The sequence below is a fragment of the Streptomyces sp. NBC_00466 genome (assembly GCF_041433995.1).
GTDB lineage: Bacteria > Actinomycetota > Actinomycetes > Streptomycetales > Streptomycetaceae > Streptomyces.
The window spans coordinates 2,781,473-2,794,203 of record NZ_CP107896.1 but is presented as its reverse complement, the minus strand read 5'-3'; the positions used below and the strand labels follow the sequence as shown (position 1 = coordinate 2,794,203).

Sequence of the window (12,731 nt, the reverse complement as noted above, 5' to 3'; positions counted from 1 at the left end):
GTGCGGTCCGTTCCTTGGGGAGTTGCCGGTTATCACTGGAAGTAAGTACCGGTGGTGAGCGTGACGATCGCCGGAAGAGGGGCGGGGCCTCGGGGCGCCGGTCATGGGGGGCGGCGGCAAAGGGGACGTCAGGAAGAGCCACGCATGGTCGAGGGCGAGAAGGGCTCCCGGCAGGTGAACGGCTCATCCGGGAGTATGCCGCGTCAGCGGCGGTCGGCGGCACCGGAAGCCGGGGAGGACGCGGGGCAGTCTCCTCCTGGCGATCTCACGCAACTCCTCGCCGCTGTCGGTGCGCTGCTGGAGGGTCACGCGGCGGACGACCTGGTGGTCATGTTGCGTGAGGAACTGGAGCGGCGCGAGTTCGCCGCGTACGGGCGGGGCTGGCGTGACGCGGCGGCCCAGTACCACCAGCTGGTCGAGATGGTCGGCCGCGTCCGGACGGGGGAGACCGGCGGCCGGGTCCCCGGGCAGGCAGCGGTCATCCCGTTCCGCCGCAGGGAGCGGTACGACCGTCCGGAGTTTCCCCAACTCCGGCCGCGCGCAGGGGGCCCGGAACAGGCCGACCCGTATCGCGACCCGCATCGGGACTCGTACGCCGACCCGCATCGGGACCAGTACGGCGATCCGCTTCACCGGACGGGCGCCCACCGTGTGCCGCCGCTCCCCGCCGACCCGCCGGAACCGGACCCGGCAGCCCCACGGGGGACGGCGCGGACAGCTCCGCCCGGTCCCCGGCCTCCCCGCGGCTCCCGGCTCCGGCCGTCGGCCCCGGACGCCGCCGCCGACCCGTCGCCCGGGCCTGCTTTCGCGCCCAAGAACCGCCGTTCCAAGGTTCCGACCATCCCGCGGCTGTCCGGCCCGCGCGACCGGGACCGCCCCGACGGGGACGGGTGACCGACGGGAACGGGGACATGCGTGGCCGTCCAATGCACCGATCCGGTAACCGAGTTGCTCGCCTTCACACCCCGGATGAGTTCAACTGGCGACAATGTGCGGGTGTCTACTACGCCTGACCTCGAACTCGACGACGGTACGCCGGTCCGTTTCCTGCTCACCCCCGTCGACGGCGCGGCCCCCGCACCCGCGGCCGACCGTGACCTCCCGGAAGGCATGGGGCAGGCGGTGCCGGTGGCCGCGGGCGGCCGGGCCGTCGCCAGTTTCGCGGCCGGGGCGCTGCGCGGGGTGTTCAAGCCGCTGGGCCCGCTGCTCCAGGAGGTGCACCACTCCGTCTCCTCCGTGCCCGATCCGCCCACCGAGCTGAGCGTGGCCTTCGGCGTGCAGGTCGGCCAGGATCTCAAGTTCGGGATCGTGGGCTCCAACGGGCAGGCCCACCTCACCGTGACCGCCAGCTGGAAGCCGGCCCAGCCAACCCCGCCGGCCCAGACAACCCCGCAGGCCCCCGCCGCCCCGGCCCCCAACTCCACACCCGACGCCAACTCCACACCTGACCCCGGTGCCGCCCCCGCCCCGACGCCCGGCGGGGAGTGAGCGTGGGGTGGTTCCGTACCGCGGGGGACGTGGACGACGACCCGTCCCTCCTGGTCGTCTCCGTACTGCGGGCCGAGGGCGACAAGGCCGCGGGAGCGGGCTTCGTACTCGGCGCCGACACCGTGCTGACCTGCGCCCACGTCGTCAACGACGCCCTCGGCCGTGACATGTTCGAGTCGCGGTCGCCAGGGCACGCCGAGATCCCGGTGGAGCTGCACGAGGCGGTGCGTTCGCGCCGCTACCCGGCGCGCGTGGTGCACTGGATCCCGCCACGCGGCCGGGACGGCGGCGCGGTCCGCGAGGGAGACGGCGAGTGGCTCGGCGACCTCGCGGTGCTGCGCGTCGACGCGCCCGCCGCGGGCCTGCCCGCCGCCGGCCGGGCCGCCATGGCGGTCGGCCAGGAGGTCGGGGCCTGGCACGGCGGCGGTGAGGCCGCCACCCTCGCCCGCCTCACCGTCACCTCGCTCCACCGCTCGCTGGGTTACCTGGACGGCGCGGCCACCGGCATGTCGGTCGGCGCCGGCTACAGCGGAGGACCGCTCTGGTGCCGGCACGAGGGGGCTGTCGTCGGGCTCGTCGTCGCGCACTTCATGCCGCCCCGGGACCCCCGCACCGGGGCCCCGCTCCCGTACAGCCCCCAGCAGCTGGTCCGGCGCAGCTGGGCCGTCCCCTGGCAGCGCGTCGAGGCCGAACTGCGCCCCCTGGGCGTCCTCGACGCGGTACTCCCCGCGCCACCCGGCCCGGAGGACCCCGCCTTCCTGCTGCTGGCGGAGGCGGTCGGCGAGCTCCTGCCGGTGATGAGCGAGCGCATCGACCGCGCCCAGCGGCTGGCCACCGCGTGCGGCATCGCGAAGGGCAGTGGCGTCACGCCCCCCACGCCCGAGGAGTTCGCGGAGTTCCTGCTCACCCACCCGCGCGCCCTGGCGGCACTCTCCGGGATCCTGCGCCGCGAAAGCCCGGACGCCGCCGACCGGCTGCTGGCGGCGGGCGGCCTCTCGCGCACGCCCAGGCTGCTGTCCCCGCAGGAGTACGCCGCACTGCACAAGCACCTGCGGAACCTGGACCGGGCGGTGCTCAGCCGGTTCCCGGAGGCGGTGCGCGCCGCGCTGCCGCATCTGGCCGCCCGGCCCGGCGGGGACTCCCTGGACGAGCTCCTCGACCACCTGGAGGTGCTGCCGGGTGACGGCCACTCCGCGAGCCGGGAACGCAGGGTCCCGGCGCTGCTGCGCGTCATGGAGTACGTCGGTGCGCTGGGCACCAGGCACCGGGGGGCGGAGCTGCGGATGTGGGCGGACGGGGTGGCCCAGCGCCTCGGCATCCCGCGGATGGCGCTCGGCGAGCGCCGGGCCGACGCCCAGGAGTGGGCGCGCTCCGTGCGGAGCCGCTCCGCGCGGGTGCGCGTCCTGGTGCAGGTGACGCGGGCGGAGCCGGGCCGCCACCACCTGCGGAGCTGGTGCGACGAGGGGGCCGGGCCCCGGCAGGTGTCGAGGGACAGCGCCGTGTCGTACTCGGCGTCGGAGGCGGCGCGCGAGGTGCTGCGCGTGCTGGACTCGCTCACGCCCCCGGCCGGGGACGAGCGGCCGCCGCTGGTCGAGGTGCTGGTGGACCGCGGCAGCCTGAACCTGCCCGTGGACGAGTGGGAGGCGCGGGACCCGGACGAGATCGTGCCGGGGGTGCTCGGCGTGGAGTACCCGCTGGTCGTGCACTGCCCCGAACTCCTGCGCAGACACGGCCGCTTCATCTCCCACTGGCGCATCAGATGGGACCGGCTCGACTCGGGGCGGACCGTCGTCGTCTCGGAGTCCATGGACCGCGACGCCGTCTACTCCACTCTGGTCAACCAACTCGACACGGTGCGCGTCTCCGTGGATGTACCACCCGGCCCGCGTGACGGCATCGTGCAGATCTGCCTCGCGCTGGGCATACCTGTGGTGGTGTGGGACCGCGGCCGGGACGGAGCGTCACATGTTGTCGAGCACATGGCGGACGTCGCCACCCGGGAGCTGCCCGACGGGGTGCGCGGCTACCGCGCGAACGCCATGGCCAGCCCGCCCGAGTTCCCCGGCCGCCCGGTCCTCGCCTGGGCCGACGCCGACCGCACCGTGCCCCGACTGCATCTGACCGAACCACAGGAGAGCACATGACATCCGGCCCTGATGCCGCTCCCGATGCCGACGCCGGCGCCGACTGGCGGCTCTTCCGCGGCGACGGCGTGCCCCGGGCCATCGCGCTCCCGTCGGCCCCGCCCTGGCGGCGTTTCACGCCCGTACGGTCGATGCGCCCCGAACTGCCGTATCTGATCGAGCCCCGGCACGCCGACGTCGTCAACGCGGCGCTGCACCTGCGCCGTCCGCTCCTTGTGACCGGCCCGGCCGGCACCGGGAAGTCGTCGCTCGCCCGCGCCATCGCGCACGAACTGCGCCTCGGCGAGCTGCTGCGCTGGCCCGTCAACAGCCGCTCCACCGTCAAGGACGCGCTCTACCAGTACGACGCGATCGGCCGGCTCCGCGAGACGACGCTGAGCCGGGACCGCGGCGAACGCGAGCCGTCCATCGGCACGTTCATCCGGCTCGGCCCGCTCGGCACCGCCCTGGTGCCGTCGGCCACCCCGCGCGCCCTGCTCATCGACGAGATGGACAAGGGCGACGTCGACCTGCCCAACGACCTGCTCACCGTCTTCGAGGAGGGGGTCTTCGACATCGCGGAGCTGACCCGGCTCCCGGAGGACATGGCCGACGTGGAGGTGCAGAACCTGGACCACCGGGGCACCGTCCGGGTGCACCAGGGGCTCGTCCAGTGCGCCGAGTTCCCGGTCGTCGTGATCACCAGCAACGGCGAGCGTGACTTCCCGCCCGCGTTCCTGCGCCGCTGTGTCCGGCTCGACCTGCCGGTGCCCGACGAGGAGCGGCTGCGCGCCATCGTCGCCGCGCACCTCGGCGAGGAGGCGCTGCGGGAGGCCGAGGATCTGATCGAGGTCTTCCTGCGCCGCCGGGCCCCGGGCGAGCTCGCCACCGACCAGCTGCTCAACGCCGTGTTCCTGCGCGCCGGAGGTATCGACCTGGACGCGGAAGGGCTGCTGGACGCCGTACTGCATCAGCTCACCGGGGCGATGTGACCACGGCGGGGGACCAGGAACCGGCCGGGGGCCAGGAACCGGCGGGCGATCCGGTGGCGGCGGGCGATCCGGCAGCGGCGGGCGATCCGGCAGCGGCCGGCGTTCCGGGAGCAGCGGCATCCCTCGGAGCAGCGGCCGATCCGGCAGTAGCGGCCGATCCGGCAGCAGCAGGCGGCGGGCCGCTCGCCGATGCGCTGCGGGTCCTGTCCGCCTGCGGCCACGACCTGGACGCCGACCAGGTCCTCGACGTCCTCTGGCTGGCCCGCAGACTGCCCGCGGGCGAGCACGCGCCGCTCCACCGGGACGAGCCCGCCGCCCCGCCGCCCCCCGAACCGCCGGACCCCGAACCGGACGCGGGCGGCCCGCGGCAGCCCGTACCGGAGGCCGACGACCCGGATCTGCCCGACCTCACCACCCCCGCCCTGTACGCGGCGGCCCGCCAGGGCCCGGCCGCCCCCGGGGCGCGGCCACCGCAGCCGGGCCCGCAGCCGCGCCGGGCGATGCCGCTGCGGATCCCCGAGGACAAGGCGCTCGCCGACGAGCTCGAACTCGGCCGCTCACTGCGGCCGTTGCGCCGCAGACGGGACAGCAGGCACCGCACCGAGATCGACGAGGAGCGCACAGCGGCCGGACTCGCCGAGACCCGGCTGGCCGACGTGGTGCAGCGGCCGGTGCGGGAGCGCTGGCTGAACCTCGTCCTGCTCGTCGACGACGGTCTGTCCATGCTGCTGTGGCACCGCCTCGGTACGGAACTGCGCGCCCTGCTGGAGCGGCTCGGCGCCTTCGCCGCCATCCGCGTACTCGGCCTCGACACCCGCATGCCGCACCAGCCACGGCTGCACGCGAGGCCGTTCCACACGGACAGCGCCGAGTTGCCGCTGAGCATCGTCAACGACCCGTCCGGCCGCACTCTCCTGCTGGTCGTCAGCGACGGCATGGGCGCCGCCTGGCGGGCCGGCGCGATGCACGAGCTGCTGGCCGCGCGGGCGGCCCGCGGTCCGGTCGCGGTGCTGCACACCCTGCCGCCCGACATGTGGGAGGCGTCCGGCATAGCCGCCGAGAGCTGGCGGGTCACCACCCGGCGCACAGGCGGCGCAAACACCGCCTGGGAGATCGCCGATCCGGTACTGCCCCGGGGGCTCGCCGACTTCGACGGGGTGCCGGTGCCCGTCCTGGAGCCGGCGGCGGGCTCGCTGCGCGACTGGGCGCGGCTGCTCGCGTCGCCCGGCACCACCGTGGAGCTGCCGCTGCTCGCCGGCCCCAACCGGTTCGGGGCCGTGGCCCCCTCCCGGGACCTCAGCAGCGTCCAGCACTTCCGGGACGCGGCCACCCCGGAGGCGTACCGCCTCGCGGCCCATCTCGCCGCGGTCTCGCCGCTGTCCGTGCCGGTGATGCGGCTGGTGCAGACCGCGGTGCCGTGGAAGGCCGGTACGTCCGACCTCGCGGAGGTGTTCCTCGGCGGTCTGGTACGCCCGCATCCGGCGCCCGTGCCGGGGCCGCTGCCCGCCAAGCACCGGATCTTCGACTTCTCGGACGAGGCCAAGGCGGTGCTGCTCGACGCGGTCCCGCAGGCCGAACTCCTGCACACCAGCCGCCGGATCGGACGCCGTCTCGGGGAACTCGCGGGCAACTCGCCCGACTTCCCCGCCTGGCTGTCCCATCCGGACGGCTCCGCCCAACTGCCCGGCTCGCACCAGCCGTTCACCAGTGTCGAGCGACGGCTGCTCAGCCGGTTCGGCATCTCGTTCGGCGACCCGGCGTCCACCCCGGGACCGGAGCCCGAGCCGGCCGGTCCCGACGCCGACCACTGGGAGCCGCTCACCGACGAGGACCCGCGGCAGCTCGGCGAGTTCGAGCTGCGCGGCCGTCGCCGCGGGCGCCGCACGATGCTCTACCGGGGAGCCAATCCGGCAGGGGACGAGGCCGTGCTGCGGATCGCGCGCCCCGATCTCCCCGCGTCCAACAGCCGGTTGATCGAAGTGGAGGCCGAGGTGCTCCGCCGGCTCCAGGGGGAGTGCGCCCCCGTCCTGCTCGCCAGTGGGCTCCGCGACTCGCCGCGCTGGCTCGCGATGACGCCGATCGCCGAAGCGGGCACGCCGGACGCGCAGCCACCGCGCCTCGGGGACATCTACGCGCAGGCCGTGCTGGGCGGTACCGCCCCCTTCGACATCCTGCGCGGGCTGCTCGTCGCCTGCTACCTCGCGAACGCCCTCAGCGTGTGTCACGTCAACGGCATCGTGCTCGCCGACCTCAACGCCGACAGCGTGTTCGTCCTGCGGCGCACCGTCGTGCTCGGAGACCTCTCGGACTGTGCGGTCGACGGGACGTACCTGGGCACGGGCCCGGTGCCGACCCGCGAGGACAACATGCGCTCACTCGGCGAGCTGCTCCAGCTCATCAGCAGCAAGGCGGGCCTGGAGCTGGCGGGCCTGCCGGACGGTATGCACCTGTGGCAGGGCGGCGCCTGGGACCAGCTGCGCGGCCTGGTGCTGCGCTGCCTCGACGAGGATCCGGCCAAGCGTCCCGCGGCGAGCGAGCTCGCCGAGCTGCTGGCCCGGTACGTCGCCAGGGTGCGGCTCCAGCGGGGCGGCGAGCCGCCGGTCCCGCTCCCCACCGGCCACCGGCCGCCGACGCGACCGCCGCTCGACCTGCCCCGGGACGAGGGCGGGCCCCGGCCGGCCGGCGGCGGGCTGCGGCTGCCGCGCTTCGGCTCCGCCCGCCGCGAGACGCTGGCGCGGCTGGAGCGGCTGCGCAGGCCACTGACGTACAGCAGGCGGCTGACCCTGGCCGGTGCCTACCACTACAGCGGACGGGCCACGGCGACGGTGGTGCTCGGCTCGCTGCTCGCCTCCGTACGCGCCGAACCGGTCCTGGCCCTGGACGGCGCGGCGTCCGAGGGGTCGCTCGACGCCTTCCTCACCGGGCGCAACGAGGCCGTCGTACGCGATCTGGCGGCGCTGGAACCCGACCTCTCGTACGCCGAGATCCGCGCCCTCACCACCCGGCTGCCTTCGGGCCTCGAAGTGATGGCCCACCGCGGCGGCCACTTCAGCCAGAACCCCGCGCACGCACAGGAGTACGCCCGGGTGCTGGCGCAGACCGCGCCCCACTACTCCTGTGTGCTGACCGACTGGTCCCGGCTGCGCCTGGACCGTTCGGCCCGGGTCGTCCTGGACCACACGGACCGGCTGGTCCTCTGCTGCGGCACCGCGGACTGGTTCCTCGACGCGGCGGTGCGGACCCTCGAAGACGTACGGGAGGCCGGGCACGAGCGGCTGGCGCGCGAGGCGGTCGTGGTGGCCGCGGAGGTCGGCGGGTCGTCCGGCCGGCGGCTGCCCGCCTCCTTCGCCGGGCGGCTCGGAGTGGACCCCGGCCAGGTGGTGCACGTCCCCTTCGACGCGGCGCTGCAGTCGCCCGGCTGGGAGCTGGACTGGCTGCGGACGGCCACCGTGAACGCGTACATCCGGCTCGCGGAGCTGGTCCTGGGCGACGACGGCACGGGGGTCGCGGTCCCGGCCCCGGTCCCGGAACCGGGCTCCCCGCCCGTCACCTGATCCCGCCTGTCACCTGATCCCGCCCGTCACCTGATCCCGCCCGTCACCTGATCCCGCCCGTCACTTGATCCCGGTGGTCGCCACGCCCTGCACGATGCGCCGCTGGAAGACCAGGAACACCGCGATCAGCGGCAGGAATCCGAGCACCGATGACGCCATGACCTCCGCGTACTGGATGTTGCTGTTGTTCACCAGGGACGCCAGACCCACCGGGATCGTCTGCGACTTGGTCTGGTTCAGCACCAGCAGTGGCCACAGGAACGCGTTCCACGAGTTGATGAACGTCAGGATCGACACCGTCGAGACCGCCGGGCGGCAGATCGGCATACAGATCGTCCAGTAGACCCGCCACCAGCTCGCCCCGTCGATGCGCGCGGCCTCGATCAGCGGGACCGGGATGCCCTTGAAGAACGCCTGGAAGATGAAGACCGACACCGGAGCGGCCACCGACGGCAGGACCAGTGCCCAGTAGGTGCCGAGCAGATGCAGCGACCGGTACTCGATGAACTGCGGCAGGATCAGCGCCTCGGTCGGCAGCATCAGACCCGCTGTGACCAGCGCCAGGACGACGTTCCGGCCGGGAAAGCGGAGGAAGGCCAGGGCGAAGCCCGCCATCGAGCAGAAGGCCACGGTGAAGACCACCGCGAGGACCCCGATGACCAGGCTGTTGAGGTACCAGGAGCCGATCGGATAGGTGTCCCAGGCGTACGCGTACGCGTGCAGGGACCAGCCGCCGGCGAACGGCGACGTCGGCTTCGCGGTGATCGAGCCGTCCGGGCGGAGCGAGGTGATGAGCGCCCACGCGAACGGCACGAGCCAGATCAGCGCGAACAGGGTGAGACAGACGGCGCAGAGCCGGTTGAAGAGCTTCGCGCCGTTGACGGTGGGCGCTGCGGAGGCCGTGCGCGACGCGGTCGGTTCCCCCGTACCGGCGGGCCGCGGCTGGGTGAGGCTGCTCAAGGTGTCCTCCGCTCGGGCAGCGGTGCGGTGCGGGGCGCGGCCGGGGTCGTGGAGCGGCGGCGCAGCGCGTACCAGGCTGCCGAGATCGCGACGATGATGACGAAATAGACCATGGTGGCGGCGGCACCGTAGCCACCCCGGTAGGAGGTGAATCCGGTGTCGTAGATGTACTCGATGACCGGCCGCGTCGACTGGTCCGGGCCGCCGCCGAGAAGCAGATAGATCTGGTCGAACACCTTCAGCGAGGCCAGGATCTGGAGGATCAGCACCAGCCCGGTGGTCGGGCGCAGCAGCGGCACGGTGATCAGCCGGATCTGCTGCCAGGGGCTCGCCCCGTCGATCGCGGCGGCCTCGTACACATCCGGCGGGACATCCTGGATCGCGGCCGTGTAGAGGACGAAGTTGAAGCCGAACGTCCACCACAGCGTCATCAGGATCACCGCGGTCCAGCCGCCCGACGTGCTGCCGATGAAGTCGGGCACCGGCAGGCCGACCGCGCCGAACAGCTTGGGGAGCAGACCGACCTGGGGCGTGTACATCCACAGGAAGATCAGGGCGACCACGGACGACGGCACCACGTACGGCGCGAAGAACGCCAGCCGGTAGAAGACCCTGCCCCGCCGGATCCGGGACGCGAGGATGGCGAACAGCAGCGCCAGGACCACCATCAGCGGGGTGGTGATCAGGGTGAACAGCACCGAGTGCCACATGGCGTCCCAGAAGAGGGAGTCCCGCAGCACCTGGGTGTAGTTGGACACCCCCACCCAGTCGCCGAGGCCGTCCTTCACGGTGGTCGTGTTGAAGAAGCTCAGCACGATGCCCATCAGCAGCGGGCCGGCCAGGAACAGCAGGTAGACGACGAGGAACGGGGTACTGAGCAGCAGGCCCGCCCGCCGGTCGGAGCGGGGCGGCCGGCCGCGCGCCGTCCGTACGGGTGCTGGGCGCCGGGCCGGCCGCGTCGAGGCGACGGTCGTCATGGAACTGCCTCCTACTTCATCGTGACCGGTGGTCGGGCCGTGGTGTACCGCTTCAGATCAGCCCGCATCGCGCCGACCGCCTTCTTCGGCCCGAGCCGCCCCGCGAGGACCTCGATGACGGTCGCGCCCACGGTGTTCTGGAAGTCCGAACCGGCGCCGGTGTACCAGGCGACAGGGTCGTACTGGGCGTTGAACGCCGCCTGTACGTAGTTGCGTTGCGGGGACTGCCCAAGGAACGCCTTGCTGCGCTGACTGGGGAGCCAGGCAGGCACATGGCCGCCGTGCGCCCAGGTGGCGCTGTTGTCGAGCAGGCTCTTGATGAACTGCGCCGCGTGCGCGGTCCGTGCGGGGGAGCGCTTCGGGTTGCGCGGGACGACGAGCGCGTGCGAGTCCGCGTACGCCACCGGCTCCGGTCCGAGCAGCGCGGGGAACGGCACCACGTTGAAGCGCAGGCCCTTGACGAGCCGGTACGAGGGGATCTGCCACTCCCCGTCGAAGAGGAACCCCGCCTTGCCGGTGCTGAACAGGGCGTTCGCACCCGACCCGTTGAGGCTTTTCGGCATCAGGCCCGGCCCGGTCAGGCTCTGCATGAAGTCGAACGTCTCCTGCATCGCCTCGGCGTCGATGTCGATCGTGGTGCCGGAGCCGGTCACGACGGGACCCGCGAGCCCGGAGTAGATCATGCTGAACCAGCGCCAGGCGGTGGACGGGTCGGCGGTGATGGACATCGCGGCGCCGTACTGCGCGCCCGCCTCCTTCATCGCCTTCACCGCGTCGGTGAAGGCGGCCCTGCCCTTCATCGGCTTCAGCCCGTCACCGGCGGCGTTGAGCAGGCCGGCCTTCTTCGCCAGATCGACGTTGTAGAAGAGCACGAACGGGTGGGTGTCCAGCGGCACCGCGTACACCGTGCCGTTCACGGTGGCCTTCTTCCAGGCCGCCGGGGTGAACCGGTCCGGGGTGACGCCCAGTTCGGTGACGCCCGTTTCGGCCACCGGCTCCAGCAGGCCCGATGCCGCGAGCAGCGGCAGCCGGGACAGATGGGAGATGCCGACATCGGGCGGGGTGCCGCTCGCCGTCGCCAGGGCCAGCTTGGTGTAGTACGGGTTTCCCCAGCCCAGGATGGTCGCTTCGACCGTCGTTCCGGGGTGCGCCGTGCGGAAGGCGTTCTCCATCAGCGTCATGTTGGCGCCGTCACCGCCGGTGAACAGGTTCCAGAAGATGACGTCGGCGGGGTCGGGCTGAGAACCCGTCAGACCGGAGGCCAGCGGGGATGAGCACGCGGATAGCCCGCCGGCCAGGGCCAGGCCGCCGCCGAGAGCCAGGAAGCGCCGACGCGCCATCGCTCCGCTCATAGGGGTATTCACCTCGTCAGTTCGATGTGAACTCGATGGCGAGACCTTGGCACACGATTTGCAACGTTGCAATAGACCGGTGCGCTGGAGGACGGACGGTGGCTGTTCTTCTGGTCGGCCGGCCGGTGGCCGGGGTCAGACAGCGGGCCTGCGCTGCGAGGACTCGCGGACGACCAGCCGGAAGGGCGTCGACTCCCGCCGGGCCGGCGCATCACCCGAACCGGGACCGCTGTCCTCCCCGCCCGGCTGCCGGTTGATCTGCTCGTCGAGCAGGGTGAGGGCGCGCTCCGCGATCACGTCCAGGTCGGGCGCGACCGAGGTGAGCGGCGGGTGGGTGTACGCCGACTCCGGGACGTTGTCGATGCTCGCCAGGGCGACGTCGTCGGGCACCCGGACACCGGAGGCGTTCAGTGCGTGCAGGGCGCCGACGGCCAGTGCGTCGTTGAAGGCGAAGATCGCGTCCGGGAGCGGGCCGCTGCCTTCGAGGAGCTGGCGCACCGCCTCGAAACCCTGGGCCCTGTTCCAGTCCTTCACCGGCTCGACCAGCCAGTTCACCCGCCGGACCCCGGCTGCCGACAGGGCCTGCCGGTAGCCCTCGACGCGCTGGCGGCCGTTCTCGCTGCCGTTCCGGCCGAGCGCGACGATACGGCGGCAGCCCTGCTCCACGAGATGTTCCACGGCGGTGCGGGCGGCGGCCACGTTGTCGATCCCGACGCGCGGGAAGCGTGCGCCGACATCGTGCTCACCGAGCATGACCAGCGGAAAGTCCGGAGCGGTGGCCGCGACGTCGGCGGCCGGCACGGTCAGGGCGCTGAACAGGACGCCGTCGGCCACATTGGTCAGGCCGCCCGCGAGGATGCGCCGTTCCGTCTCGCTGTCGCCCTCCGTCGACTCGACCAGCACCGTGATGCCCCGCCGGGCCGCGGCGCGGATGACGGCCTGGGCCAGCTCGGCGAAGTAGGGCTCGGCGAGGAAGGGCACCGCCAGCGCGACGAACCCGGTGCGGCCCGAACGCAGGCCGCGGGCCAGGTAGTCCATCTTGTAGCCCAGCGCGTCCAGCGAGTGCTGCACACGGGCGCGCATCTCCGGGCTGACGTGCGTGTAGCCGCTGACCACGTTGGAGACGGTCCGCACCGATACACCGGCGTGCTCGGCCACGTCCCGCATCCGTACCCTGCCCACCTGCGCGTCCCCCTCGGTCGGTGCCCGCCGACGGCGGCCGGCGTTCGTGCGTTGCTGTGTCTTGCTCGTGCTTTCCACTGATCCTTGCATCGATGCAAAGGAA

At 73.0% G+C, this 12,731-nt stretch carries 9 protein-coding genes; 5 read left to right on the top strand and 4 right to left on the bottom strand.

Annotated elements, in window-relative coordinates; genetic code table 11:
* The first annotated feature begins 144 nt into the window (after positions 1–144).
* From OG210_RS12305 to OG210_RS12285, 5 genes are all read left to right on the top strand, one after another.
* A complete protein-coding gene (locus OG210_RS12305; RefSeq protein ID WP_371536321.1) occupies positions 145–894 on the top strand; it encodes a hypothetical protein in 750 nt (249 codons plus the stop codon).
* Positions 895–996: 102 nt separating this feature from the next.
* Complete coding sequence (locus tag OG210_RS12300) at positions 997–1,488, top strand: CU044_2847 family protein (protein ID WP_328329639.1); 492 nt, start codon at positions 997–999, stop codon at positions 1,486–1,488.
* Between the two features lie 2 nt (positions 1,489–1,490).
* The gene (locus OG210_RS12295; protein ID WP_371536318.1) at positions 1,491–3,632 is read left to right on the top strand and encodes a trypsin-like peptidase domain-containing protein; all 2,142 of its coding nucleotides are present in this window, start codon (positions 1,491–1,493) and stop codon (positions 3,630–3,632) included.
* On the top strand, positions 3,629–4,603 hold the full coding sequence (locus OG210_RS12290; RefSeq protein WP_328329643.1) for a MoxR family ATPase: 975 nt from the start codon (positions 3,629–3,631) through the stop codon (positions 4,601–4,603). The genes OG210_RS12295 and OG210_RS12290 overlap by 4 nt, the downstream gene beginning before the upstream one ends.
* On the top strand, positions 4,600–8,157 hold the full coding sequence (locus OG210_RS12285; RefSeq protein ID WP_371536314.1) for an SAV_2336 N-terminal domain-related protein: 3,558 nt from the start codon (positions 4,600–4,602) through the stop codon (positions 8,155–8,157). Before OG210_RS12290 ends, OG210_RS12285 begins: the two co-directional genes overlap by 4 nt.
* Before the next feature lie 60 nt (positions 8,158–8,217).
* Here the strand turns inward: OG210_RS12285 and OG210_RS12280 are convergent, their stop codons facing one another.
* The 4 genes from OG210_RS12280 to OG210_RS12265 form a co-directional block, all read right to left on the bottom strand.
* Positions 8,218–9,117, bottom strand: a complete 900-nt coding sequence (locus OG210_RS12280) for a carbohydrate ABC transporter permease (RefSeq protein WP_371536312.1) — start codon at positions 9,115–9,117, stop codon at positions 8,218–8,220.
* The gene (locus tag OG210_RS12275) at positions 9,114–10,094 is read right to left on the bottom strand and encodes a carbohydrate ABC transporter permease (RefSeq protein WP_371536310.1); all 981 of its coding nucleotides are present in this window, start codon (positions 10,092–10,094) and stop codon (positions 9,114–9,116) included. The genes OG210_RS12280 and OG210_RS12275 overlap by 4 nt, the downstream gene beginning before the upstream one ends.
* Before the next feature lie 11 nt (positions 10,095–10,105).
* Complete coding sequence (locus OG210_RS12270; protein WP_371536307.1) at positions 10,106–11,446, bottom strand: extracellular solute-binding protein; 1,341 nt, start codon at positions 11,444–11,446, stop codon at positions 10,106–10,108.
* Positions 11,447–11,581: 135 nt separating this feature from the next.
* Positions 11,582–12,706, bottom strand: coding sequence for a LacI family DNA-binding transcriptional regulator (locus OG210_RS12265; RefSeq protein ID WP_371536305.1), 1,125 nt, complete (start codon positions 12,704–12,706; stop codon positions 11,582–11,584).
* Positions 12,707–12,731 lie beyond the last annotated feature (25 nt).

Excerpts from the sequence above, each read along its gene's own strand:
- OG210_RS12305 (WP_371536321.1), top strand. The coding sequence starts at position 145 with ATGGTCGAGGGCGAGAAGGGCTCCCGGCAGGTGAACGGCTCATCCGGG.
- OG210_RS12290 (WP_328329643.1), top strand. The coding sequence starts at position 3,629 with ATGACATCCGGCCCTGATGCCGCTCCCGATGCCGACGCCGGCGCCGAC.
- OG210_RS12275 (WP_371536310.1), bottom strand. The coding sequence starts at position 10,094 with ATGACGACCGTCGCCTCGACGCGGCCGGCCCGGCGCCCAGCACCCGTA.
- OG210_RS12270 (WP_371536307.1), bottom strand. The coding sequence starts at position 11,446 with ATGAGCGGAGCGATGGCGCGTCGGCGCTTCCTGGCTCTCGGCGGCGGC.